Below are 23,012 nucleotides of genomic sequence, written 5' to 3'. Positions count from 1 at the left end.
CTGCTGCCTTTTCCGCCGTGCTATGCAATGCGCAACAGGTTTAAGGGAGCGCGCCACGATGCACGAAAAACGTTACCGTATTACGCTGCTGTTTAACGCCAACAAGGTGTATGACCGCCAGGTGGTAGAAGGGGTTGGCGAGTATCTGCAGGCTTCGCAAACCGACTGGGATATCTTCATTGAAGAGGATTTCCGCTGCCGCATCGACAACATCCGCGAATGGCTGGGCGACGGCGTCATTGCGGATTACGACGACAGCTCGATCGAGAGCCTGCTCAGCAATGTGCCGGTGCCGATTGTCGGTGTTGGTGGCTCTTATCACCGGCAGCAGGATTATCCGCCGGTGCACTACATCGCCACCGACAACGCTGCGCTGGTGGAGAGTGCCTTTCTGCACCTGAAAGAGAAAGGCATTCATCGCTTTGCGTTTTACGGCCTGCCCGCCGCCAGCGGCAAACGCTGGGCGCAGGAGCGCGAGCAGGCGTTTCGCCAGCTGGTGATGCGCGAGCGCTATCAGGGCGTGGTGTATCAGGGGATGGAAACCGCGCCGGAAAACTGGCAGCACGCGCAAAACCGCCTCGCCGACTGGCTGCAAACGCTGCCGCCGCAGACCGGCATTATCGCGGTGACCGACGCGCGTGCGCGTCATTTGCTACAGGCTTGTGAACACCTGAAAATACCGGTGCCGGAGAAGCTCAGCGTAATCGGCATTGATAACGAAGAGCTGACACGCTATCTGTCCCGCGTGGCGCTCTCTTCGGTGGCCCAGGGCACACGCCAGATGGGTTATCAGGCCGCCAAGCTGTTGCATCGCCTGCTCGATCGGCAAACGCTGCCCTTGCAACGCATTCTGGTGCCGCCGGTGAAAGTCATTGCCCGCCGCTCTACCGATTTTCGCTCGCTGCGCGATCCGGCGGTGATTCAGGCGATGCATTACATCCGCTTTAACGCCTGTAAAGGCATCAAGGTCGAACAGGTGCTGGATGCGATTGGCATGTCGCGCTCCAATCTGGAAAAGCGTTTTCGCGATGAGACCGGCGACACCATTCACGCCATGATTCACCGCGAGAAGCTGGAGAAAGCGCGTGAACTGCTGGCCTGCTCTTCATTAAATATTAATGAAATTTCGCAGATGTGCGGCTATCCTTCCCTGCAGTACTTCTATTCGGTGTTTAAGAAAAGCTACGCCACCACGCCAAAGGAGTATCGGCAGCATCACGGCGAGAAGGTGCAATAACGCCCCGCTGCGATCAAGATTTTGCCGCCAATTGCCGCTATACTGCGCGGCATCTTCAAAGGAAGATCGTCGTCTCCGGTGAGGCGGCCGGATTTCAAATCCGGTTGGGGCCGCCAGCGGTCCCGGGCAGGTTCGACTCCTGTGATCTTCCGCCAATTTGCTTTTTCTGAATTCCACCGCTTCAGGTGATCATTTTTACAACCTATAATTAGCGCTAACTCTAATCTTTCGTTAACGCTAATGAACGCATCTGAGAGAACTACCTTAAATATTTACAGGGTGCCTTTCAGATACGTACTCATTCAAGCTTCCTTATTACTTTTAATATCCCATCCCGACTGCGACTCAGCACCTTTACCGCCAGAGGAAGACTGTTCCCAATACTGAATCTTAACTTTTGAAGCCTGAAACTGATAAGATAAGGCTAAAAGCTCTGAATGGTTTGCTCCATTGAAGAGAACGTTGGTAATAAGGACATCTTCCAATGTTATCCTGCAATATTCAGTTTGGCTGCCCCCTGCCTTACAGGCGGAAAGTTCCACCTTACTAATATGGTTGCCGTTCGAGACATACTTCATCACTGCTGGTGTGGCTTTGTCGATATGAGTCTGAACTGTTAGGTCCCGGTACTGCACTTTTCCTGCACCACCACCGCCACCCACACTCATGTTGCCTGGCTGACTGGCACCCCAGGTAAAAGAATCAACATTAATCCATCCCTTATGATTCGAGTCTTGAGATTCGCCTGTGATGCCTTCAATTTTGAGAAAAATATCAATGCTCATTTGTCTTCCTTTTCGACTCCAGTTATTTTAGGATCTGATTAGCCCTGTTAATTGAAAGCTATGTTTACACAAAGGTATCGTTATGGACAACTACTGGAATAAGAACAGATTTTCAGATTACTTCCTCACAATGGGTAATCTTCAGGCAAATCAACTAGTAAGCTTAGCTAACAATCTTTCTCTCATTCATCTGAAAGATGGAATGCTTAGGATGCGATTTCATGATGAAGTACGGGACTTCATTAATCTTCAACTTAATACCATCCGTTCTGCTACCAGCGATGAACAATGTCAGGAGTGCATTCAGAATCTTAAGAAAGAGTCTCATAACCTTTCAATTCAGGACAGAATGCTCAGAACCGGCCAGGCGACGATATCCTCATCAGTAAAGTTCTACCATGATAATGAAAAGGTCATCGGTTATGTTATTGACGGTATAAGCGTTGTCCTAAGTGGCTTACAAATTGTGGCAGGGGCGGGTGTATTAGTCGGGTCTGCAGCAACAGGCAATGTGCTAGGCGTAATCGCCGGTTCAACACTCATTATGAATGGTGTAGGTTCAGGTATTGAAGGAATTGGAAAGCTGAGAGGTGTACCTAACCCTTCAAATCCGGTCAGAGACGCATATGAGGATATAGCTGAGTTTTTTGGATTTGACCAAAGGCTGGGATTACTTGCATATCAGGTAGTTGATTTAACCACCTCTTATTATGGTATTTTCAAACTTACATTAAAGCCGGAAGCCTGGAGATTATACAAATATCTTCCTGCTGATTATTATCGCAAAGTTCAGACTATGAGCAAGCCCGCCCTTGCTATAAAAGGTGCAGGAGCGGCGATCAAAGGGACTGGAATAGGTTTGAATCTTTATCAAATGCAAAACAACCCTGCAAATAATTAACTATTATCGTTCTTCTTAATAAACCTATAGGCTTTCCAGGATAATCTCAATGGAGTAACGAAATAGATAATCAAAAAAGCGAAGCCAAGGACAATCACATAAGAGAGGAAATCTGATTTATCGGCATTAAGGGCACCATATAATCCTATGAGGATCAATATAGATACTCCGATAACACCTCCCCAAAAACGTTTGCTTAAATCAATAACCAGAGTTTTAAGGGTATCAGATTGGGACTCATCCTTTTTTACGATACTCCTGAGCTTGCCGATATCTTTAGTAGTGAAACCATTATCAAACAGCTTTTTCTCATATTCGTTCATATAAATCATCCCGATTAGACATCCTGTTCCGAATCAAATATATCACAATCCAATGATGAAAAGCCACATGAAATCCAGGTATGCCACGCCAGTTTGATTGAAATATGAATACAAAGTGGCATGGCTCCAATACCCATCTCAATTTATAAAATAAAAAATACATCAATCCACTCTTCGTCATATAAATCAATGAATTAATAAGTTTTGATATTAACAACCAAGCCTGAGGATTTAAAGTAGCTTCTGGCTTATACGCTCTCACTCAGACTCGTTAGATATGAATCATTAAAAAACTTGCACGAAACTCAAGTTTGATGTGCTGCCTGCAAATCCGGTATCAATTAAGCATAAATGAAACCGGAATCACCACCCTCAAATTCATAAAGTCATCAGACCAAAAGGGCAACACTGTCTTTGCTCGGAACGCTCATAATTTTTCAGGTTTTTAGTTATTGCTGCGATCTGCTGCCAGATTCAGTAAACCGGCTTGTGCTGAATGACTTGATCGGTAGTATGAATGTGAGAGCTGCCCGGTTCTTGTATCAGGTTCAACTCTCCGGTCAAAACCAGTAGCTATGAATCTCTTAAATTCATAATTTAAAAACATCACCCTACATCGGTGATCTTCCGCCACTCACCACTCAGGCCCAGCCATGCTCATCCATCCATCCGACAACCTTCCGTTCTCTGGCGATCCGCGTAAGGAAGAGCTGCGCCAGCGGCTGATGCGGCCAGATGCGCCTAAAGTCATTGCCGTGTCACTGTCGAAGGAGCTGGATCGCGAGCGACGCACGCATCGTCATGCCGCCGGACAGCTGTTTTGCCTGCGCCAGGGATTGATGACGGTGAACACCTCGTCGGGCATTTTTGCTAATCCGCCGCGGCTGGTCGGCTGGATTCCGCCGTGGTTTGACCATGCCCTTGTCGGGCCGGGACGCGTGCTGGGCTGGACGGTACTGATTGACGAAGCGCTGGCCGCGCCGCTGCCGGATCGGCCGGTGCTGCTCTCCTGCCCGACCGTACTGGAGCCGCTGGCTGAACGGCTGGCGGTGCTGGAGCCTGAACTGTGGAGCAGCGCGCGCTATACCCGGCTGGGTCAGGTGTTTCTTGATGAACTGTACGAATCCACGCCGCAGGAACTTACCCTGCCGCTGCCGGAAGAGCCGCGGCTGCGGCAGATTGCACGCCTGCTGATGGACGATCCGGCTGATACACGCACCGGGCCGGAGCTGGCGCAGTGGGCTGGTCTGAGCGCGCGCAGCCTGAGTCGCCACTGGTCGAGCGCGGTTGGCATGAGCCTGAGTAAATATCGTCAGGTATCGCGCCTGCTGAAATCGCTGGAAGGGCTGGCGGCAGGCCACAGCGTGCAGCAGGTTGCCTGGCAGGTGGGCTTCGACAGCGTCAGCAGCTATATCAGCGCGTTTCGCGCCGCCTTCGGCTCAACGCCAGGCAAATATTTTACGACGCCAGCCGACTCTGCGAATGCAGCATCAGCAGGCTAGCCGGACCGTCAATCGGTGGCAGGCTGTGCCGGTATTTGCGGCGAAAAGCGCCCGGCGGCAGGTCAAACATGCGCCGAAAGGTGCGGCAGTAGGTTTGCTGTGAATCGAAGCCAAACTGCAGCGCAATCTGCATCAGCGACGTATTACTGCTGAGCAGGGTGATGACGGAAGCCGTTAGCTTACGTTCACGGATATAGGCTCCCAGCGCCACGCCAGTGTAGCTGCGGAACAGCCGCTGCAGATGCCACTGCGAATAACCGGCCCGCTGTGCGACCGTCTCCAGCATGAGCTTTTGTTCAATATTCGCCTCTATCCACATCATCAGCTGATGCATAAAGGCTGCGTGAATATCCATCCTCTCCTCCTGATGCCGTGGTGCGACTCAATCTGCGACATTGTAAAAACAGGACGACTGGCTGTGTTTGCGTATAAAGCCAATAAATAGCGATAACTCGCCAATTTACATGTCACTACTCTGGCGGGGAGGACATGCTGTTGCGCCAGCGCACATCATGTAATATTGTAAGTTACATGATAGATAAGCTGCCGTTCTTTCCGCTGCGCCAATCGTCACAAAGGAGAAAATCTATGCATGCCTTTTTACTCTCTGACACGGGTGTGTGCCTGGCAATTGCGCTGGCCTCAGCCAGCATCGCGATGACCATGACGCAGACCGAACTGTTTGCCGGTTTGCGCGCCTGGACCGCACGCAAACACGCCTTGCTCGGTCATCTGTTTCACTGTTTCTATTGCCTGAGCCATTGGGTGGTGTTTGCCGCGATGCTGGTTTACCACCCGACGCTGCTGAACAGCGGTTGGCCGCTGGTCGACTGGATCATGACAGCCTTCATCACGCTGACGCTGACCACGTTTGTCAGCGGTATGATGTTTAAAGTGTTTCAGGCCGCCGTCACCACGCATGTGATGAAGCATGACGCGCAGATCAAATTGCAGAAGCAGGATTAATGGCCGCGCGGGTTAGTCGCTGCAGCGCGGAAAGATGTGCGGATCCAGCCCAAGGCTGGCCATTTTTTGCAGGTAATCGTCGGCGATGTCCGCCACGGTAATCTGGCTGAAGCGCTGCAGCAGTAGCGCTTCGGCTTCACCCAGCGCCTGGTCAAGCCGGGCGTCCACCGCATGTTCCACCAGGCAGGGCGAAGGATCGGCCGCCGGGCCAATGCTGAACAGCGCCGGTGAGCCGATAGCCTGGTACACATCCAGTAGCGTGATATCGCGCAGGTCCGCGCGCAGCTCCCAGCCGCCGCCGTGCCCCTTTTCCGACACCAGATACCCCTTTTCACGCAGCCCCGACATCATGCGACGCACCACCACCGGATTGGTGCCGAGCATTTTTGCCATGGCATCGGAAGTAGCGCGTTTAACGTGACGATCAAGATGAATGAGCGCGTGCAGCGAGCGGGACAGGCGGTTATCGCGTGGCATGGACGTTTCCTCTGAAATTCCCGCTACTGTAGCAAACCACGCTGGCGGCAACAATTTATCCCGGCTGAGCGTGGATGACGCCCTGACCAGGCATCCGCGTTAATCAGGCTGCCAAATGGGAAAAGGCAGACCGCCACAGTAAAAGAAATTGCGGTGAAAAGGCGATTGGGCATCAGTTAATTAATTAATGAAGTGAGTGACAGAAAGGGAATATTTATTTCCCACCAGGAAAGATAACTCCTCCAGGCGGAATAACCATTTCCCTTTTATAATTAATTTAATCTTGTAGGACATAGACTACAAATAATTATTTTATTGTTCTTGATCATACGCAATATATAAAATTCAACGAGCGGCTAAAGTTTGACCTGTCATTCACTCATCAGGAAAAGGTTAACTATGGCTCAGGTCGTTGTGGTTGATGACCATCCGATCGCGCGGATGGCCGTTCGTTATTTGCTGGAACAAAATGGACATACGGTGCTGGCCGAAAGCGCCGATGGCCGGGAAGCGGTAACGCTGATTCAGCAGCAGCAGCCGGATATCGTCATCATTGATATCGACCTGCCGTCGCTGGACGGAATTGAAGTGATTAAGTCATTGCGCGAGCAAAGTTTTCCAGGAAAAATCATTGTTATCTCCGGGAAAAATGAAAACGTGTATGCCGTGCAGAGCCTGCGCAGCGGTGCCAATGGCTTTGTCAGTAAAAAAACCGATATGCCAGAGATCGCCACTGCTATTCAGGCGACACAACGTGGTTACGGTTATTTCCCGCTGGGCGGTTTTATGCAGCAAATGGAGCAGGAAAGCACGCTGGCGGAGAAAAAAATGATTGAATCTTTGTCACCCCAAGAGTTTCAGGTTTTCCATCATATTATTAAGGGCCTGAATAATATGCGCATCGCGGCGCGGATGGGCGTCAGTAATAAAACCGTCAGTACCTATAAAAGCCGATTAATGGATAAACTGCACTGCAAAACCATGAGTGATTTATTTGCTTTAGTGCATCGCAATCAAATGGAAGCCTCATGATCCGTCTGCTGATGTTTATCGGACTGGTGCTGTGCTGCAGCTCCACGGTGGCGCAGCCGATGCCACAGCTCTATATTCCGCTGGAGCGGGAACCGCTGGCACCGCTGATACCGCAACTGTCGCAGGACGACTGGCAGGCATTGCGTCAGTTGCCCACGCTGCGCATTGCGCTGTGGGCGCCTGATATTCCGCCTTATCTCACCTTCCTTGATATGTCATCCGAGGAAAAAAACGTGGAAGGCGTATTTGCTGATTACGCCCGGCTGATAGGCCAGGCACTCGGTATGCGGATAGAGATGCAGCGCTATGCCGATCGTGACGCGGCGCTGGCCGCTATCGCTGCCGACCAGGCTGATATGCTGTTTAGCAAAGCCGGGAACACTGTGCCCGCTAACGCCCAACTGGACGCCTCACAGAATCTGCTGATCAACCGACCGGTGGTAGTGACCCAGCGCGATCGCGCCATGCAGCCGGTGCCTTATGCAGCGCCAGTCAGACTGGCGGTGGACCAGCACTATCTCAGCGACAGCGTAATCCGGGCGCAATTTCCTCAGGCGCACATCATGCGTTATGCCTCCAGTCGCGTCGCGCTGTCGGCGCTGGCGACCGGCGAGGCGGATTACGTGCTCGATAATCTGACCTCCGCCAGCTTTTTAATTGAACGCAACTATCTCAATCAGCTGGCGCTGGCCGACATTCTCGCCCCACGCGCGCAGGATGCCAGTCGGCTACTGGTCAGTCAGCGCAGGCCGGTAATGCTGCGTGCAATAAATCGCGTCATCGCGGCGATCCCCGCAGAGCAGCATCGCGCGATCTCACGCCAGTGGACACAGCGCCCGGACATCTGGCGTCTGCAGCAGCCGCTGGCGCTTACGGCTGCTGAACAGCGCTGGCTACAGCAGCACGGCAGCGTGCGCGTGGGTTTTAATCCGTTTTTTGCGCCACTGGCACTGCTGGATGGGCGTAACCAGTTTCAGGGCATCAGTGCCGAACTGCTGCACCAAATCCACCTGCGCACCGGTATCAATTTTGTCGCCGTGCCGGAGTATCACGAAGACTCGCTCCTGATGCAGCTTCAACAGCATAAAATCGACATGTTGGCCGCACTCTCCTATAACGCGCAGTGGCCAGGCCGTTTTACCCAGCCGTGGCTGCACACGCCGTTTGTGCTGATTACCGCCGCTACCGCGGGTGCACCGGCCGCGCTGCACTCGGGCTTACGTATCAGCGTAATGAAAGGCAGCCCGGTCATTGGCTGGCTGCAGCAACACTATCCTGAAGTACAGCTACAGCTGGTGGACAACGCCAGTCTCGGCATGCAGCAAGTGGTGGAAGGCAAAGCCGATGGCATGGTGCATAACCAGCTGGGCGCCGCTTACCTGATCAAACGCTATTTTTCCGGACGGATGCGTATTGTCCAGCGCGTCGGCACCCAGCCCGCTCACATCAGTTTCGCCGTGCACGCTGGCGATCCCGAGCTGCTCAGCATCATGAATAAAGCCCTGAATGAAATATTACCCAGTGAGATCTCGCAGCTCACCAGCCGCTGGCAGGGTACGCCCGAGGTGACGGCCAGCAGCTGGCCACTGTATCGCACGCCATTTTATGCGCTGGCGGGCGTGGCAGCCGTCGTCTCCCTCGCCTGCCTGCTCTGGGTGTATCAGCGCGGCCGGGAAATCCGCCGCCGCCGCCGGGCGCAGCGGCAATTGCAGATCGCCCGCGATCGTGCCGACCGTGAAAATCAGGCCAAAAGCCGCTGGGTTGCTACCGTGAGCCATGAGATTCGCAATCCGGTCAACGCGATCATCGGCCTGCTGGCGCTGGAAGCGCGTAAGGCCGGTGCCAGCGAGGCGCTGCTGACTGCATGGCAATCGGCACAGGCATTAAGCGGCCTGGTGGGCGACATTCTGGATATGGCGAAGATTGAGCGCGGGCAGCTGACGCTGGCACCGCAGTGGCACAGCATCGCGACCCTGTGCCAGCCGGTACTGCAGCTCTATCAGGGGCTGGCGCATGAAAAAAACCTTACGCTTAGCTATCACACTACGCTGCCTGATCTTGAAGTCTGGGTTGATGCGCCGCGCCTGCGTCAGGTGATCGCCAATTACATCAGCAACGCCATTAAATTCACGCCGCAGGGAAGCGTGGCGGTGTATCTCAGCGGTGAGCAAAACGCCGCTGGCGAACTGGTGCTGGAAATTGAAGTGCAGGATAGCGGCATTGGCATCAGCGAACAGGAGCAACAGCAGCTGTTTCAGCCGTTTGCGCAGGCCACAGCCGGTCGTCAGCAAACCGGCTGCGGACTGGGGCTGGTGATCAGCGCGCAGCTGCTGCAACAGATGCAGGGCAGCATGCGGCTGCACAGCGAGCCGGGTGAAGGCACCCTGGTTAACGTCACGCTGCCGCTACCGAGTCGCGCACCGCCGCCGGTAACCCTGCGCGCGACTGATGCGCCGCCCGCCATGCCGGCACTGCATATCCTGGTGGTTGACGATCATCCGGCGAATTGTTTGCTGCTGACCCGTCAGCTGGAAGCGCTGCAGCATCGTGTTACCGCGATCGGCCAGCCTGACCTCGCACCTGAGATCATCGCAACACAGCAAATTGACGCGGTAATCACCGATTGCCATATGCCGCAGATGGATGGTTTTACGCTGACCAGTGTGTTACGTCGCCGTGGTTATCGTCACAAAATCATCGGACTTACCGGCAGTGCACTGGCTGAGACGCGCGAACGCGGCCTCGCGGCAGGTATGGATGCGTGCCTGTTTAAGCCGCTGCATCCGGATCAGCTTAACGCTGCCCTGGCGCAGCCTGCTGCCCTGCCGGCATTGCTGTCGTTGCCGCAGCTGCGCGCCATGGTGCACCACGATGACGATATGGTGGCAAAACTGCTGCTCAGGGTATGCGAAGAGAATCAACGCGATTTGCAACAGGCCCAGCAGGAACTGGCGCAGCAGCAGTGGCCGGCGCTGGCACGCACGCTGCACCGGCTGGCCGGGGCAGCTCAAATTATCTATGCAGCAGATATCAATCAGCTGTGCCAGCAGCTTGAGCAGGACTGCGTCGATGCGCGCGATGGCGACCTGCTCAGCGTGGGTCTGGCTGGCCTGACTACGCGTATCGAGCAGCTACAGCTGGCCATTGATTGCTGGCTGCCGTTCAATCGTGTTGTAAAGCAATAACCATCCCGCTTACGGCTTCACCAGGCTGCTTTGCCAGTCGTGGAACAGGGTGAGCCAGTTTTGCACCGGCAGATGTTGCTTCTGCCCGGTGCCAAAGCCGTGACCGCCCTGCTGGAACAGATGCAGCTCCACATTGACCTTGTTCTGCCGCAGTGCGCTGAACATGTCCAGCGCGTTTTGCGGTGAGGCGGTGCCATCGTTCAGCGCCTGCACCAGAAAAGTCGGCGGCGTGTGTGCGCTGACACGATCTTCCTGCGAAAGCTGTGCCATTTGTTGGGCAGTGAGATCTTTTCCGTACAGCGCCGCGCGCGTGCCTGGGTGGGTCACGCCCTGTTTCAGCGACAGCACCGGGTAGATGAGCGCGCTGAAATCCGGGCGCGCCGACACCTTATCCTGCGCATCGACGGCCTGATAGTTAGCTTCATCGGGAGTGTTGCTCAGATTGGCGGCGAGAAAGGCACCGGCGGAAAAGCCCATCACGCCAATGCGGTCAGGCGCCACCTGGTACTGCTGCGCATTGGCCCGAATCAGCCGCAGCGCTCGCTGGGTATCGGCAAAAGCCTGCTGGCGATACTGCGCTGAACCGTCGTGTGGCAGACGATAAATTAACACAAATGAAGCATAGCCCTGCTGGCTGAGCACGTTGGCCACATCCAGCCCTTCAAGATCTTTCATAATATAAGAAAAACCCCCACCGGGAATGATTAGCACCGCCGCATGATTATTTTTTCCTGTTGCCGGAACATAAATCATTTGTGGCGCATCGACGTGGGTAACAGCCCGGTTATTAATGGCCGGGTTTTTACTAAAATTAATAAATTTATTATTTGCTGACACTTCATTTGGCCAGATCGGAATTTCCTTATTGGCAAACGCGGCCGGAAGATACAGTAAAAAAAACAGGCTAAATATCCACAACCCTCTCATCGCACTGGCTCCAAATCCTGAATAAAAACAGCAACAAAAGTCAAACTGAACGGATAAAATCGCTCAGTGACGCTCCGGCTCTCCGCGAGATAATGAAAAAAACATACTCATCGAAAAATGTCTGTGGAAACGGTAGCAAATAAATATGGCAAAACCTATTCAATATAATATCGGACCAGGAAAAATTAGACTTTTCTCATGTTTACGTTAACAAGGCCGTATGTTATAAGTGAATTTTAAACTATAAGAATCTGTGACCATGGGAATTTACTGGATCATAAGTCTTAGCCTGACTTTCGTCGCTATTGTCGAAATCATGTTAAGTAAAAATGAAAACACAGCGCAAATCAGGACGTGGCTTTATTTTGTTGCCGTTGTAGTACTTTTTACTTTTGGCGGTATTCGTGGCCTGGGAACCGGCCTTGATGACTTCCAGTATCGCGACTTCTATGCCCAGTTTATCGATAAAATTATTATCGAAGGTTTCTGGCGTGCGGTCGTGGAATTCCGTTATGAACCAGCCATTTACGCCATTGCCGGTGCGACACGCATCTTTACCGCTAATCCGGACATTTTCATCTTTGTCTTCGCGGTCATCGCTGTTGGTGTCAACGCGCACTACTTCCGTAAGCTGACACCGCTGCCGCTGGTGGCCCTCGCCGTCTACTCTGCGCACCTGTTTATCAACAAAGACATGAACCAGATTCGCTTCGGTTTATGTTCGGCGTTTTTAATGGGCTTCGTCTGGCACATGTCGCGGCGCAGCAAGTCTGGCATGATCACCACCTTCATCCTGTCGTTTATCAGCCACGCCACCGCGATTGTCGCGCTGCTGATTCCGCTGGCGATGATTGTGCGTAAAAACAAATACATCCCGATTGCTATCGTGGTCGCCAGCCTGCCGCTGGCGTTTCTCGGCAGTTCAGCGCTGATCGCCGCGCTCTCCAGCCACCTCGGTGCGCTGGGCGACAGGGCCATGGGCTATGCCGATGCCGATTCTCGCCAGGAACAGGGTATTCTGACCCTGTCGAACCTGAAGAATATCGGCTTCGTCTTTATCTTCAGCTACATGTTGCTGAGCGATAAAATTAAAAATTTCGACCCGGAAAAGTTTAATACCTATTACATTCTGGTCATCACTTTTGCCATCGGCAGTGGCCTGAGGATGGCGCTACAGGATTACGCTTCTGGTGGTCGTCTGGCGAACTATTTGCTGCAGGTTGAGCCGGTGCTTATTTCGCTGTGTATCTGGGAAACCCGGAAGCTGAAGAAGGTGCTTGCCGTGGCTGTCACCATTCTGATGGTGCTGTACTATCTCTACTACAACACCGTATCGAGCAAGCAGTCGATTGTCGGCTATGAGGTGTCACGCACCTTCCAGCTGTTCCGTTAGGTCCAGAAATAACGCTAGCCAACTGGTTAGCGTTTTTTCATTAATAAGTCCTTTCTCATCGTCATCCAGGGAAAATCCGAATATTTTACTGGTCCTGAACATTGCTTGCTTTTTATGAAGATTAAAATTCTAATAGATTGCATCTGCTCACGCAGAACACCTGTGATAAGAATATTCCGAAGCAACCATGCAAAGTCTTTCATGGCTTTTCCTGGCACGTCGTCACTCAATGAAAGAATGCTGACATGAACGAAAAAAACAATTTTGACATCGTACGACTTTCCCTCGCCTTTATCGTAATGCTGGTGCATTCCGCTGAGGTGACGAGAAACGCCGATATCCGTTTCCTGGCGCATTTTCTCAATAGTGATTTTGCCGTCAAAGGATTTTTCGCAATAAGTGGTTTTCTTATTGCAAAAAGTTACTTAAGAAGTAAATCGCTGACGTCCTATTTTATTAAGCGCGCACAACGTATATTACCGGCTTATATTTTCACCATCATCATGTGTTTTGTGATTGGCATGTGTCTTACTACCCTACCGCTGATGGATTTCCTGAAAAATAAAGAAACCCTTAAATATCTGGTCGCCAACTTCTCGTTTCTTAACTTTATTCAGCCGTCGCTGCCGGGCGTGTTTACCAACAACCCCAATCAGCCGCTGGATGGTTCACTGTGGACCATCAAAGCCGAGCTGACGCTCTACGTGCTGCTGCCGTTTATCGTGCCGTTGCTGAAGCGAAGCCCGCTGAAGGTGTGGAGCGTGATTTTTATTATCTCCTGCGCCTGGTACTTCTACTTCACCGCGCTGTACAGCGGCCCGAAAGCCGATACGCTGGCCAAGCAGTTTATTGCGCTGTCGTCCTACTTCTTCTTTGGCAGCCTGCTGGCGGTGCATCAGCCAACCTTTGACCGCCTGAAAGAGATCACCATTGTGTCGCTGGTGGTGTTCCTGCTGTTCAAGAGCACGGATTACGCGTTTATCGTTGAGCCGGTGGCGTTTTCGGCGGTAGTGATTCTGTTCTGCACCAGCCTGTGTAAAGAGATAAAAATCAGCCAGTACGGCGATCTCTCTTACGGCATGTACCTCTATCACTGGCCGATTATTCAGGTGCTACAGCATTTCGGTGTGTTCGATGCCAACGCGTTTGCTGGCCTGGGGCTGACGATTGTGATGACGCTGGCGCTGGCTTACACCTCGTGGAATTTGCTGGAGAGCCGTTTCCTGAAGCGCACCCATCACGCTCAGCCGTCGATTGTGCCGCCCACCGCTGCACGCGACTAAGTATTAATCATGCAGGCGCACGTCGCGCCTGCACCAAAGCGCCACCGCTCAAATGGTGGCGCCCATCGACAGCTGATAATGCAAATCCACCTGTTCAATGGTGGGCTGCTGGTTAATCTTCTTCAGCACAATTTCCGTTGCCACTTTGCCCATCTCGAAGCGCGGTGTAATCACACTGGCCAGCCGCGGCGTTGTCGCCTGACCAATCTCCAGTCCGTGGAATCCGGCAATTGCCAGCGCCTGCGGCACTGCAATCCCAGCAGCCTGACACTCCTGCAGCACGCCGACCGCCAGATCATCGTTGGTACAGAGAATGGCATCCATCTGCGGATAGAGCTGGCGCGCCAGCGTCATCATGCCGGTGCCAATCGACACCGAAGAGACTTTGTTCGGAACGATGCGTCCGGCCGGCAATCCGGCCGCCGCCACGGCATCGCAATAGCCGGCGTAGCGCTGCTGGTCACGGCGATCGGACATCGAGCCAAAATAAATCACCCGCTGTTTGCCGCTGGCCAGCAGCATCGCGGTCATGTCGTAGCCGGCACGGTAATTATCAAAGCCGACGTTGATGCGCCCGCGCGTCTCGCTCAGTCCCATCACTTCGGCGACCGGAATGGTGGCCGCGTTAAGATACTTTTCCGCACGCACGGTGTGCACCGACTCGGTCAGGATCAATCCCTGCACGTTAAAAGCCAGTACCGTGGCAATCTGCTCCTCTTCGCGCTGCGGATTGTAGTCGTAGTTGACCACCAGCGTCTGATAGCCGTGGGCGCTGGTGACCGATTCGATACCGGCCAGCAGATCGGCAAAGATTTGATTATTGAATGAGGGGATGAGTACGCCGATGCGCGGCGGTGGGTGCCGCGACGCCGCGGTGTTTTCCTGTTCGGCGACGTAGCCGATTTCGGCCATGACGCTGGCGATTTTCGCCGCCGTTTCCGCCCTGACCTTTTCCGGCGTGCGCAGATAGCGGCTCACCGTCATCTTGGTGACCCCTGCGAGAGTCGCAATATCGTCCAGAGTGATGCGCTGCGTTTTCATTGCGCGGTCCGCAAAGAGAGCCTGTCAATCAACGTATTATGCCCGCTGGCGAGTCAAAAAAGAAACGCTGCTCCGCCGGTCATACCGCTCGTTCATAGTGCTCAATCACCGCCAGCGCCAGACCGTTGGCCGGATCAATGCGCTGCGGCAGAAAGTGCAGCGCGGTATGGGCAAAGGTAAACGCCAGCGTGCCGGCCTGTGCCGCCTGCTGTACTGCCTGCACAAACGCCGGTTGCGCATTCCACGGGCCGTCAATGATGATGCTGGCCGGATTGACCAGTTGCATCACCTGGCTCAGCGCATGGCCGAGATAGCGGCCGGTCTGCGCCATCAGCTCATACACGATCTCCGGCTCGCTGTCGCCGGACTGCCAGCGTAAGCCGGGCTTGCGCCGGGCCAGCTGCTGCTGGATCGCCGGCAGGCTGACCAGCGTCTCCAGACAACCCTGTCGCCCGCAGCTGCAGCGCGCGCCGTTGGGCTGCACGCTCAGATGGCCTATCTCACCGGCGGTCCAGCTGCTGCCGCTGAACACCTCGCCGCGCTCCACCAGCGCGCCGCCCACGCCGTCGGCGATGCGCAGATAGAAGTGGCTTTGCGCTTTATTGAGCTCCAGCTGCTGCACCGCCAGCAGCGCGGCCGCTTTGACGTTATTCATGATGCGCAGCGGCAGCTCAACGCCGCGCCGCAGCGGCGTCAGCACATCGACATCCTGCCAGCCGAGCGGCGCAGAAAAGTGCACCCGTCCGCGCTGAGAATCAATGATGCCGGGAAAACCGATGGCGACACCCAGCAGCGCCGGATGCGCCGCGCGCAGCGTCTGACACACTTCCGTCAGCTCGTGCAGCAGCCCGTCGGCATCGGCCGTTTCGGTGCGCCAGGTTTGCTCGGCCACCACGCGCGAAAAGTAGTCGCACACGCGCCAGTGAATCGCCTGGCGCTCCACCATGATGCCCGCGCTTTTCAGCTGGCCCGCGCGCAGTTCGATCTCAATTTTGGGCCGGCCAGCCGCCGCCACGCTGACCGGGCCAAGCTCGTGAATCAGCCCCTGCGCCAGCAGGTCATCGATAATCAGGGAAACGGTGTTTTTGCTCAGGTCGAGCGCCAGCGCCAGATCCTGGCGGGAAGTGATGCGGGTGGTACGCAGCTGCGTCATCACCCGCTTGAGGTTGTTCAGTCGAAGTACCGCTGGTCCTTTCCCGGCTGCTTTCATCGCACCCTCACCTGACAAAGAGTAATAGGTGTAAGTTTAGCAGCCCGCACTGGCAGTTAATCGCCGGTAAAACCGGGTTTTTACCGCTTCTGCCGCGTATCAGTACTCGTCGCCGCGCACGCGGCTGCGGTAACTTTCCCAGTCAAAACGCACCCACAGGCTATTACCGAGGCGCATGCGATCCATCACCCGTTCGCCAAGCAGCGTATTCATGCCGGCCGGATCGAGGTTGGAGAGCATGCCGGTCGGCCGCTTTGACGACGAACGGCGATCAACAATCTGGTTGATGATCACTTTCTCGTAGCGCGATTCGCTCTGCATGCCGATCTCATCGATCACCAGCAGATCGACATGGCTGAGATCCTGCAGCAGCCGCTCTTCGGTCAGGTCGCTGCCGCCGCTGAAGGTGCCTTTCATGCTCGACATCAGATCGGCCACCGTGACAATCAGCACGCTTTTACCGCGCAGAATCAGATCGTTACCAATCGCCGCCGCCAGATGGTTTTTGCCGGTGCCGGGACGACCAGAAAACACGAAGCTGGCGATGCTGTTCTCAAAGCCGGCGGCGTATTCACGCGCCAGACTGAGCGCCTTGCGCTGGCCGTCATTTTCGACGCGGTAGTTGTCGAACGAGCAGTTCATGTGCAACTCACGGATGCCGGAGCGGCCCATGATGCGCTGCATCTTCATGGCGCGGTTTTCGCGCACAATCGCTTCTGAGCGCAGCCGGCCCTGCTCCTGATTCCACGCCAGCAGCTCGGCGCCGTTTTTAAACTTTGGCTGCACATCTGCGGGCATGATTTTTTTCAGGCGACTGAAAAGATCGTTCGGCGTTTTCATTACTCACCTCGGAATCCATCGGGAATATCATAATCAGTATTGCTGATCTGGGTGATATCGCGCTTTGGCTGACCGCCGTTGGCGGCGCGGTTCATCTGCACGCTGCGCGCCAGTTTCTGCTGCCACTGTACATGGTGAAACAGCCGGCCTTCCGCCTGCCAGTAGGCGACAAAAGCCGCCAGCTCTGCGGCGGTGACCGGCTCGCTCAGCGCCACGCCCCAGATCGCCGCCTGGCGCTGGAAGTCGCTGTCCGGCTGCCAGCCCGGATACATGGCGAACTTACCCACCGGCACGGCGATCGGCGCGGCGTCGCTGTGAAACAGGCTGTCGTCCAGCGTGACATCATTCGGCTGCTGCGCCGCCGCTTCCAGCGCCAGCAGGTGCGCGAGGCGCTGCGGCGTGATCGCGTAAAACGCCGGAACATTGTTGTGCAGCACCGCCAGCGTGCCGTTATCGGCCTGCTGCAGCGTGGTGAGGGGATCGTGGCAAAAGCCATCCAGCCCCACCAGCGTTGAAGATAAGATTTTGACTGACATGAAGAAACCTGACGTTGACTCACCCGGTGCACCGGCGACCCGGTGCTAAGCGGTCAGTGTACCTGTTTTAGCACCGGGGATCGCCATAAAACCGCGCGGATTTAGCGCGAGGCGAAGTGCGGTTCAGCCGCCTCAATACTGACCACGCGACGGCTGGCGCGTGCCGCTGCCAGCGCCGGGCGGGTTTGCCACAGATAGCGCAGCGATGCTACCAGACACAGGCTGTAGCCAAACAGCTCGCTGCCCTCTTCCACCATGTTCTTCACCACGCGGTTATAGCCATCCAGCATTAGTTGCTGCCACAGCTCATGCATGCCAAACAGCCGCGAGAACACCAGCACCGCCAGCAGCCCGGCGGCCATCATTTGCCAGCTGCGATGCTGCAGCAGTGCCGCCAGGCCCGGCAGGATTTGCCGCGGCTGACGCAGCGCCATCGCCAGCGAGGCCGCGGTCGTTGCCAGCGCAAACCACAGCCATGCGCCGTGTTGCACCACGTCGAACAGAAAATCCATTTCACGAATCAGCATGCAGCTGAAGAAGCCACCGACCAGAATCAGCGCGCTGCGCTGCTGCGGTCGCTGCCAGGCGGCGAGGAAGAACAGTGCGGCAATGGCCGCCAGCATCAGCTCCTGTGTCGCTTCGGTGAAAGAGGTTTCGTGCAGTGCATCGTTCATCCAGTTGACGTCGATGTAGACCATCGCCATACAGAAGACCAGCACCAATCCACTGATGATAAAGGCCGCCAGTTCGCGGCTAATAAGAATAATGTTTTCGCGCATTGTGATACCAAATCAGAAAATAATTAGCGCGCTTATTATATTTCTGCTGGCTGGCACCACTTCTCATTTCATGCCGCTTCAGAAGCTGGCGCTGACGCCGAGGTTGTAAATGAACTGTTCGCCGCTGCTGACCGCACCGGTCTGGGCGAAGGAGGCGAACGCCGCCATGTTCTGGCCGAGCGGCAGACGGGCACCGACGCTGACATCCATCCAGTTCGTTTCCCGGTTCATCTCTTCCGGCCGATCGCGTGGCACGGCCGTGCCGTCTAAGCTGAGCTGATGGCTGTAACTCACCTGTGCCCACGGCGATATCCAGCCAAAACTGGAATCCACGCGCCAGCCCAGTGAAGCGATGTGTTCGGCGTTGTTACGATCGACCGGCGCGCAGGCGGCGCAGCTCAGGGTGGAATCATCGACGGCAAACTGCGCCACCGGACCGGTGCGCAGGCGGTCATTCATCGGCAGGTTCCAGCCTGCCGAGTAGCGGTTCACCAGCGGCGAGTTGCCGACGCTGGCCGTTTCGCTGTGCAGCGCCATGCCGCCGCCGGGCGGATTGAGCGCGGCATCAAGCAGATCGCTGTCGCGGTTTTCTGTCAACATCAGATGATTACTGGAAATTTTTTCGGCAAGTATCGCATTGTAATCCGGCGCGCGGCTCTCGCTGGCCTGATCCCACGCGTGCGCTGGCAGGGCCGCCACCAGTAGCCACCCACCGCTAAAGGCCAGCGCAAGGAGACGCAGGCCGGTCCGCTGACTGTTCTGCCACATGAAAGACTCCTGACGAGCCAGAAGGGATCGGGTTGGCCTTGAAATTGATGATCATCCTGAAGCGTTCACCCGGTTGCAGCGCGAACGTCCATGACGTTATTATCGGCACCCATTGATTAACTATTAATCGATTCTTTCAAACGTCAAGCGACTGACCGCTTTTTCCTCATGCTTAGGGAGTGATGCAATGCAGCGATGTGGCTGGGTAACACAGGATGCGCTTTATCTGGCGTACCACGACACGGAATGGGGCGTGCCGCAGACCGATAAGCGCGCCTTATTTGAGATGCTGTGTCTGGAGGGGCAACAGGCTGGCCTGTCATGGATCACCGTGCTGAAAAAGCGCGAGAACTACCGCCAGGCGTTTCATGATTTTGATCCGCAGGCGGTGGCGCTGATGGATGAGGCCGATCTGCTGCGCCTGCTGCAGAACAGCGGTTTGATCCGCCATCGCGGCAAGCTGGAAGCCATCATCAATAATGCCAAAGCGCTGCTGGCGCTGGAGGCCACCGGCGAAGACTTTTCCCGCTTTATCTGGTCATTTGTCGATAACCAGCCGATTTTGCACCATTACGCGGATTATAAGCTGGCGCCAACCACCTCCGAACCGGCCATTGCGCTGTCTAAAGCGCTTAAGAAGCGTGGTTTTAAATTCGTCGGGCCTACAACCTGCCACTCTTTTTTACAGGCCTGCGGGCTGATAAACGATCATCAAACCAGCTGTTTCTGCCATCCCGATAATCTTTAAGGCAAAAGTTTACAAATTAAGACTGTGCCTCACGAATTTCCGCATCATTGAACGGCATAATAGTGCCGTTTTGGGGCATTTTCCCCGTTTCCGTATGAGGGACTTTTTCATGAAAAAGCGTGTACTGGCGCTGGCCTTGTTAATGAGCGGCAGCGTGGCGCTGTCGGGTTGTACCACCAATCCTTATACCGGCGAATCGCAGGCCGGGAAATCGGGCATCGGCGCGGGTCTGGGCGCGGTGCTGGGCGCTGGCGTGGGCGTGCTCTCTTCGTCGAAGAAAGATCGCGGTAAAGGTGCGCTGATTGGCGCAGCGTCCGGTGCGGCACTGGGCGGCGGCGTCGGCTATTACATGGATGTGCAGGAAGCCAAACTGCGCGACAAGATGCGCGGCACCGGCGTCAGCGTAACGCGTCAGGGCGATAACATCGTGCTGAACATGCCGAACAACGTGACTTTTGACTCAAGCAGCGCCAACCTGAAACCGGCCGGCGCAAATACGCTGACCGGCGTGGCGATGGTGCTGAAAGAGTATCCGAAAACCGCCGTCAACGTGGTCGGCTTTACCGATAGCACCGGCACGCGCGCGCTGAACATGCGCCTGTCGCAGCAGCGAGCAGAAAGCGTTGCCAGCGCGCTGATCGTGCAGGGCGTGGCGCAGAACCGCCTGCGCACCCAGGGCATGGGCCCGGATAACCCGGTCGCCAGCAACAGCACCGAAGCCGGTAAAGCCCAAAACCGTCGCGTCGAAATTACCCTGAGTCCGCTGGGCTAAGGCACAGGCCGGTCTGCCGCTGCAGGCCGGCTTTTGACGCGTTTTTACGCGCTTATTGACGTGCAAAGCAGCAGATAACGCGTAAACGTCGCCGGACGATAGAGCCAGCGATGACTTTATGCTAGCGTGATCAAAATTTGATCAGTGGAAAGCCATCATGTCACTCAAAGCTATCGCCTCCGCCCTTGGCCTCTCTGTGACCACCGTGAGCCGCGCGCTGAATGGGTTTGATGATGTCGCCGCTGCTACCCGCAAACGCATCGAAGAGGAAGCCGACCGGCGCGGTTATCGCCCGAATGCCGCCGCGCGTCGCCTGAAAACCGGCCGTGCCAATGCGGTCGGGCTGGTGTTTCCGGTCAGCAATGCCTCACTCAACGACAGCTACTACAGTGAAATGCTGCTGACGCTCGATCAGCGCCTTGCCCTGCACGAGATCGATCTGCTGTTGCTCCCCGACAAACCGCAGGATCAGCAGCGCAATTTGCTGCGCATGCTGCGCAGCGGCGTGCTGGACGCGCTGATAGTCACCCATACCACGCCGCAGGATGTGCGATTGCAGCGCCTGCAGCAGAAGGGTTTTCGCTTTCTTACGCTGGGGCGCAGTCAGCTGCCGCAGCCTTACGCCTGGTTTGATTATGATAACCATGCCGGAACGCTACTGGCGGCGCAGCACTGCCAGCAGCAGGGCTATACGCGCATCGCTTATCTCGGCGGTAACGAGCCCAGCACCTACATTCTTGACCGCCGGCAGGGGTTTATCGACGCGCTGCCCGCCACGCCCTGCGCGCAGCAGGCTGGCTGGATGGCCGCGCTGCCACCCTCGCGCCGCGCGGGCTATCAGCAAACCCGTGCCTGGCTGGCGCACGTTATCCAGCCTGACGCCATCATTACCGACTGCAGCCCGCTCGGCGAAGGCGCAGCGATTGCCCTGCAGCAGGCCGGGCGTCTGAGCGGCGCGCAGGCAATTCCCCTGTACGTGTACGATGGTCTGCCGCACGACTCCATTATCACGCAACCGGTCAACGCGATTCTGCAATCATCACAGCAGCGGATTGGCGAACGCGTCGCCGAAATGGTGCTGCAGCTGCTGGAAGGCGCGCCGCCCGCGCATTTACAGACGCTGTGGCAGCCAATGCTGCGCCTCACTTCTGACGCACAGTGATTGCGCGGGTGCCGCGCTGTGATAGTCTTCGCCTGATGCAATTAATCAGGTGTATGTGATGAAAACCAGGCCGCCACGAGCCACAATCAGTGACGTTGCCCGCACGGCAAAAACCGGTAAAACCAGCGTTTCCCGCTATCTGAATGGCGAAGTCCATCTGCTTTCGCCGGATCTGAAAGCCCGTATCGAACAGGCGATTGCCGACCTCAACTACCGCCCCAGCCAGATGGCGCGCGGACTCAAACGCGGCCGCACCCGGCTGATAGGCCTGATCATTGCCGATATCACCAACCCCTACTCGGTGGATGTGCTGAGCGGCATTGAAGCCGCCTGCCGCGCGCGCGGCTTCACGCTGCTGATGTGTAACACCAACAACGAAGTTGACCTCGAACAGCACTACCTGCAGCTGCTCAGCAGCTATCAGGTGGAAGGCATTGTGGTGAATGCAGTCGGGATGCACGAAGAGGTGCTCAACCGTCTGCAGCAGTCGATGCTGCCGATGGTGCTGATTGACCGCAAGATTCCCGATTTCGCCTGCGACGTGGTCGGGCTCAACAACCCGGAGGCCGCCCGCATCGCCACCCGGCATCTGCTGGATAACGGCTATGAAGCGCTGCTGTTTCTCAGTGAGCCGCTCGGCAGCGTCAATACCCGCCGCGAACGTCTCGCCGCCTTCTTTGATACCATCAGCGGCGCGCCACAGGTGGTGGCAGAGAATGCCGAAGTGGTGTTGCATCAGCCGGCGCAGCTGGAACAGGTGCTGCAGGCGTTTCATCAGCGCCATCCGGGCAAACGCTGCGCGGTGATGGCGGCCAACGGTGCGCTGACGCTACAGGTGGCGCGGGCGTTACAGCGCCTGACGCTGCGCTGGGGCGAGAGCATTGGCCTGCTGGGCTTCGACGAACTTGAGTGGGCGGCGCTGGCCGGCGTCGGCATCACCACGCTGAAGCAGCCCACCTGGCAGATCGGCTATGCCGCGCTGGAGCAGGTGATCGCGCGTATCGAAGGCAGCGAACAGCCGATTCGCGAGCAGGTTTTCTCCGGCGAACTGATTGTGCGCGGCTCCAGCCAGCCGCTGCGCTAATCCCGCTTTTGACGGCTCACTTCGTGAGCAGGATCATAATTCCGCACTCTGCTACTTTCCT

General features: G+C 55.7%; 24 protein-coding genes and 1 tRNA gene. 13 read left to right on the top strand and 12 right to left on the bottom strand.

The window, feature by feature from the left end; all coding sequences use genetic code 11:
• Positions 1 to 58 precede the first annotated feature (58 nt).
• Positions 59 to 1,237: a D-xylose utilization transcriptional activator XylR gene (gene xylR, locus F3I21_RS21400; protein ID WP_021506871.1), complete on the top strand. Its 1,179-nt coding sequence runs from the start codon at positions 59 to 61 to the stop codon at positions 1,235 to 1,237.
• A gap of 60 nt (positions 1,238 to 1,297) precedes the next feature.
• A tRNA-Sec gene (locus F3I21_RS21395) sits at positions 1,298 to 1,392 on the top strand.
• A 147-nt stretch (positions 1,393 to 1,539) separates the two neighbouring features.
• On the opposite strand, the gene F3I21_RS21390 is transcribed toward F3I21_RS21395, so the two are convergent.
• Positions 1,540 to 2,022 (bottom strand): type VI secretion system tube protein Hcp, encoded by a 483-nt coding sequence (locus F3I21_RS21390; RefSeq protein ID WP_150059700.1) that lies wholly within the window; start codon positions 2,020 to 2,022, stop codon positions 1,540 to 1,542.
• A gap of 82 nt (positions 2,023 to 2,104) precedes the next feature.
• Here F3I21_RS21390 and F3I21_RS21385 point away from each other — a divergent pair, with 82 nt between their 5' ends.
• Positions 2,105 to 2,923, top strand: coding sequence for a DUF4225 domain-containing protein (locus F3I21_RS21385; protein ID WP_150059699.1), 819 nt, complete (start codon positions 2,105 to 2,107; stop codon positions 2,921 to 2,923).
• Here F3I21_RS21385 and F3I21_RS21380 read toward each other — a convergent pair.
• Positions 2,920 to 3,246, bottom strand: a complete 327-nt coding sequence (locus F3I21_RS21380; RefSeq protein ID WP_136546269.1) for a hypothetical protein — start codon at positions 3,244 to 3,246, stop codon at positions 2,920 to 2,922. The two genes, F3I21_RS21385 and F3I21_RS21380, sit on opposite strands and share 4 nt — an antisense overlap.
• A gap of 653 nt (positions 3,247 to 3,899) precedes the next feature.
• On the opposite strand from F3I21_RS21380, the gene F3I21_RS21375 reads away from it, so the two are divergent.
• Positions 3,900 to 4,748 carry an AraC family transcriptional regulator gene (locus tag F3I21_RS21375; protein WP_104094299.1) on the top strand — a complete coding sequence of 283 codons (849 nt, stop codon included), beginning with the start codon at positions 3,900 to 3,902 and terminating at the stop codon, positions 4,746 to 4,748.
• Here the strand turns inward: F3I21_RS21375 and F3I21_RS21370 are convergent.
• Positions 4,705 to 5,103, bottom strand: a complete 399-nt coding sequence (locus F3I21_RS21370) for a helix-turn-helix domain-containing protein (RefSeq protein WP_021506873.1) — start codon at positions 5,101 to 5,103, stop codon at positions 4,705 to 4,707. The genes F3I21_RS21375 and F3I21_RS21370 overlap by 44 nt on opposite strands.
• 233 nt (positions 5,104 to 5,336) lie before the next feature.
• On the opposite strand from F3I21_RS21370, the gene F3I21_RS21365 reads away from it, so the two are divergent.
• Positions 5,337 to 5,714: a hypothetical protein gene (locus F3I21_RS21365; RefSeq protein WP_058770754.1), complete on the top strand. Its 378-nt coding sequence runs from the start codon at positions 5,337 to 5,339 to the stop codon at positions 5,712 to 5,714.
• 12 nt (positions 5,715 to 5,726) lie between these two features.
• On the opposite strand, the gene F3I21_RS21360 is transcribed toward F3I21_RS21365, so the two are convergent.
• A complete protein-coding gene (locus tag F3I21_RS21360; RefSeq protein ID WP_058758169.1) occupies positions 5,727 to 6,191 on the bottom strand; it encodes an Rrf2 family transcriptional regulator in 465 nt (154 codons plus the stop codon).
• 363 nt (positions 6,192 to 6,554) lie between these two features.
• On the opposite strand from F3I21_RS21360, the gene F3I21_RS21355 reads away from it, so the two are divergent.
• A complete protein-coding gene (locus F3I21_RS21355) occupies positions 6,555 to 7,223 on the top strand; it encodes a response regulator (RefSeq protein ID WP_223815728.1) in 669 nt (222 codons plus the stop codon).
• Positions 7,220 to 10,408 carry a transporter substrate-binding domain-containing protein gene (locus F3I21_RS21350; protein WP_150059698.1) on the top strand — a complete coding sequence of 1,063 codons (3,189 nt, stop codon included), beginning with the start codon at positions 7,220 to 7,222 and terminating at the stop codon, positions 10,406 to 10,408. The genes F3I21_RS21355 and F3I21_RS21350 overlap by 4 nt, the downstream gene beginning before the upstream one ends.
• Before the next feature lie 9 nt (positions 10,409 to 10,417).
• On the opposite strand, the gene F3I21_RS21345 is transcribed toward F3I21_RS21350, so the two are convergent.
• Positions 10,418 to 11,161: an alpha/beta hydrolase gene (locus F3I21_RS21345; protein WP_370515724.1), complete on the bottom strand. Its 744-nt coding sequence runs from the start codon at positions 11,159 to 11,161 to the stop codon at positions 10,418 to 10,420.
• A gap of 490 nt (positions 11,162 to 11,651) precedes the next feature.
• Here F3I21_RS21345 and F3I21_RS21340 point away from each other — a divergent pair, with 490 nt between their 5' ends.
• Positions 11,652 to 12,728, top strand: a complete 1,077-nt coding sequence (locus F3I21_RS21340; protein WP_223815726.1) for an EpsG family protein — start codon at positions 11,652 to 11,654, stop codon at positions 12,726 to 12,728.
• A 26-nt stretch (positions 12,729 to 12,754) separates the two neighbouring features.
• On the opposite strand, the gene F3I21_RS23280 is transcribed toward F3I21_RS21340, so the two are convergent.
• A complete protein-coding gene (locus F3I21_RS23280) occupies positions 12,755 to 13,084 on the bottom strand; it encodes a hypothetical protein (protein ID WP_190286122.1) in 330 nt (109 codons plus the stop codon).
• On the opposite strand from F3I21_RS23280, the gene F3I21_RS21335 reads away from it, so the two are divergent.
• A complete protein-coding gene (locus F3I21_RS21335; RefSeq protein WP_058758174.1) occupies positions 12,974 to 14,011 on the top strand; it encodes an acyltransferase in 1,038 nt (345 codons plus the stop codon). The two genes, F3I21_RS23280 and F3I21_RS21335, sit on opposite strands and share 111 nt — an antisense overlap.
• Before the next feature lie 48 nt (positions 14,012 to 14,059).
• Here F3I21_RS21335 and F3I21_RS21330 read toward each other — a convergent pair whose 3' ends face one another.
• The 6 genes from F3I21_RS21330 to F3I21_RS21305 all read right to left on the bottom strand — a co-directional run bounded on the left by F3I21_RS21330 (position 14,060) and on the right by F3I21_RS21305 (position 19,185).
• The gene (locus F3I21_RS21330) at positions 14,060 to 15,052 is read right to left on the bottom strand and encodes a LacI family DNA-binding transcriptional regulator (protein WP_058775602.1); all 993 of its coding nucleotides are present in this window, start codon (positions 15,050 to 15,052) and stop codon (positions 14,060 to 14,062) included.
• A gap of 79 nt (positions 15,053 to 15,131) precedes the next feature.
• On the bottom strand, positions 15,132 to 16,262 hold the full coding sequence (locus F3I21_RS21325) for an ROK family protein (RefSeq protein WP_021506882.1): 1,131 nt from the start codon (positions 16,260 to 16,262) through the stop codon (positions 15,132 to 15,134).
• 99 nt (positions 16,263 to 16,361) lie between these two features.
• Complete coding sequence (gene dnaC / locus F3I21_RS21320; RefSeq protein ID WP_021506883.1) at positions 16,362 to 17,102, bottom strand: DNA replication protein DnaC; 741 nt, start codon at positions 17,100 to 17,102, stop codon at positions 16,362 to 16,364.
• Positions 17,102 to 17,638, bottom strand: coding sequence for a primosomal protein DnaT (dnaT, locus tag F3I21_RS21315; RefSeq protein WP_021506884.1), 537 nt, complete (start codon positions 17,636 to 17,638; stop codon positions 17,102 to 17,104). Before dnaT ends, dnaC begins: the two co-directional genes overlap by 1 nt.
• A 101-nt stretch (positions 17,639 to 17,739) precedes the next feature.
• Entirely contained in the window at positions 17,740 to 18,417 is a 678-nt protein-coding gene (locus tag F3I21_RS21310; RefSeq protein ID WP_150059696.1) for a hypothetical protein, read from the bottom strand.
• A gap of 78 nt (positions 18,418 to 18,495) precedes the next feature.
• Positions 18,496 to 19,185: an autotransporter domain-containing protein gene (locus tag F3I21_RS21305; protein WP_150059695.1), complete on the bottom strand. Its 690-nt coding sequence runs from the start codon at positions 19,183 to 19,185 to the stop codon at positions 18,496 to 18,498.
• Positions 19,186 to 19,372: 187 nt separating this feature from the next.
• Here F3I21_RS21305 and F3I21_RS21300 point away from each other — a divergent pair, with 187 nt between their 5' ends.
• From F3I21_RS21300 to F3I21_RS21285, 4 genes are all read left to right on the top strand, one after another.
• Complete coding sequence (locus F3I21_RS21300; RefSeq protein WP_104189518.1) at positions 19,373 to 19,933, top strand: DNA-3-methyladenine glycosylase I; 561 nt, start codon at positions 19,373 to 19,375, stop codon at positions 19,931 to 19,933.
• 109 nt (positions 19,934 to 20,042) lie between these two features.
• The gene (locus tag F3I21_RS21295) at positions 20,043 to 20,705 is read left to right on the top strand and encodes an OmpA family lipoprotein (RefSeq protein ID WP_021506888.1); all 663 of its coding nucleotides are present in this window, start codon (positions 20,043 to 20,045) and stop codon (positions 20,703 to 20,705) included.
• 157 nt (positions 20,706 to 20,862) lie between these two features.
• Complete coding sequence (locus F3I21_RS21290; protein WP_058758180.1) at positions 20,863 to 21,867, top strand: LacI family DNA-binding transcriptional regulator; 1,005 nt, start codon at positions 20,863 to 20,865, stop codon at positions 21,865 to 21,867.
• 58 nt (positions 21,868 to 21,925) lie between these two features.
• Positions 21,926 to 22,951, top strand: coding sequence for a LacI family DNA-binding transcriptional regulator (locus tag F3I21_RS21285; RefSeq protein WP_058758181.1), 1,026 nt, complete (start codon positions 21,926 to 21,928; stop codon positions 22,949 to 22,951).
• Positions 22,952 to 23,012: the final 61 nt, after the last annotated feature.

The sequence above is a fragment of the Pantoea sp. B_9 genome, from assembly GCF_008632015.1.
GTDB classification, from domain to species: domain Bacteria; phylum Pseudomonadota; class Gammaproteobacteria; order Enterobacterales; family Enterobacteriaceae; genus Pantoea; species Pantoea dispersa.
This window is presented reverse-complemented; position numbering and strand designations above follow the sequence as displayed.

What these genes read in the sequence shown, in the direction of transcription:
- xylR (WP_021506871.1), top strand. Translation starts at nt 59, where the DNA reads ATGCACGAAAAACGTTACCGTATTACGCTGCTGTTTAACGCCAACAAG.
- F3I21_RS21390 (WP_150059700.1), bottom strand. Translation starts at nt 2,022, where the DNA reads ATGAGCATTGATATTTTTCTCAAAATTGAAGGCATCACAGGCGAATCT.
- F3I21_RS21385 (WP_150059699.1), top strand. Translation starts at nt 2,105, where the DNA reads ATGGACAACTACTGGAATAAGAACAGATTTTCAGATTACTTCCTCACA.
- F3I21_RS21380 (WP_136546269.1), bottom strand. Translation starts at nt 3,246, where the DNA reads ATGAACGAATATGAGAAAAAGCTGTTTGATAATGGTTTCACTACTAAA.
- F3I21_RS21375 (WP_104094299.1), top strand. Translation starts at nt 3,900, where the DNA reads ATGCTCATCCATCCATCCGACAACCTTCCGTTCTCTGGCGATCCGCGT.
- F3I21_RS21370 (WP_021506873.1), bottom strand. Translation starts at nt 5,103, where the DNA reads ATGGATATTCACGCAGCCTTTATGCATCAGCTGATGATGTGGATAGAG.
- F3I21_RS21365 (WP_058770754.1), top strand. Translation starts at nt 5,337, where the DNA reads ATGCATGCCTTTTTACTCTCTGACACGGGTGTGTGCCTGGCAATTGCG.
- F3I21_RS21360 (WP_058758169.1), bottom strand. Translation starts at nt 6,191, where the DNA reads ATGCCACGCGATAACCGCCTGTCCCGCTCGCTGCACGCGCTCATTCAT.
- F3I21_RS21350 (WP_150059698.1), top strand. Translation starts at nt 7,220, where the DNA reads ATGATCCGTCTGCTGATGTTTATCGGACTGGTGCTGTGCTGCAGCTCC.
- F3I21_RS21345 (WP_370515724.1), bottom strand. Translation starts at nt 11,161, where the DNA reads ATGATTTATGTTCCGGCAACAGGAAAAAATAATCATGCGGCGGTGCTA.
- F3I21_RS21340 (WP_223815726.1), top strand. Translation starts at nt 11,652, where the DNA reads ATGTTAAGTAAAAATGAAAACACAGCGCAAATCAGGACGTGGCTTTAT.
- F3I21_RS21335 (WP_058758174.1), top strand. Translation starts at nt 12,974, where the DNA reads ATGAACGAAAAAAACAATTTTGACATCGTACGACTTTCCCTCGCCTTT.
- F3I21_RS23280 (WP_190286122.1), bottom strand. Translation starts at nt 13,084, where the DNA reads ATGCGCCAGGAAACGGATATCGGCGTTTCTCGTCACCTCAGCGGAATG.
- F3I21_RS21330 (WP_058775602.1), bottom strand. Translation starts at nt 15,052, where the DNA reads ATGAAAACGCAGCGCATCACTCTGGACGATATTGCGACTCTCGCAGGG.
- F3I21_RS21325 (WP_021506882.1), bottom strand. Translation starts at nt 16,262, where the DNA reads ATGAAAGCAGCCGGGAAAGGACCAGCGGTACTTCGACTGAACAACCTC.
- dnaC (WP_021506883.1), bottom strand. Translation starts at nt 17,102, where the DNA reads ATGAAAACGCCGAACGATCTTTTCAGTCGCCTGAAAAAAATCATGCCC.
- dnaT (WP_021506884.1), bottom strand. Translation starts at nt 17,638, where the DNA reads ATGTCAGTCAAAATCTTATCTTCAACGCTGGTGGGGCTGGATGGCTTT.
- F3I21_RS21310 (WP_150059696.1), bottom strand. Translation starts at nt 18,417, where the DNA reads ATGCGCGAAAACATTATTCTTATTAGCCGCGAACTGGCGGCCTTTATC.
- F3I21_RS21305 (WP_150059695.1), bottom strand. Translation starts at nt 19,185, where the DNA reads ATGTGGCAGAACAGTCAGCGGACCGGCCTGCGTCTCCTTGCGCTGGCC.
- F3I21_RS21300 (WP_104189518.1), top strand. Translation starts at nt 19,373, where the DNA reads ATGCAGCGATGTGGCTGGGTAACACAGGATGCGCTTTATCTGGCGTAC.
- F3I21_RS21295 (WP_021506888.1), top strand. Translation starts at nt 20,043, where the DNA reads ATGAAAAAGCGTGTACTGGCGCTGGCCTTGTTAATGAGCGGCAGCGTG.
- F3I21_RS21290 (WP_058758180.1), top strand. Translation starts at nt 20,863, where the DNA reads ATGTCACTCAAAGCTATCGCCTCCGCCCTTGGCCTCTCTGTGACCACC.
- F3I21_RS21285 (WP_058758181.1), top strand. Translation starts at nt 21,926, where the DNA reads ATGAAAACCAGGCCGCCACGAGCCACAATCAGTGACGTTGCCCGCACG.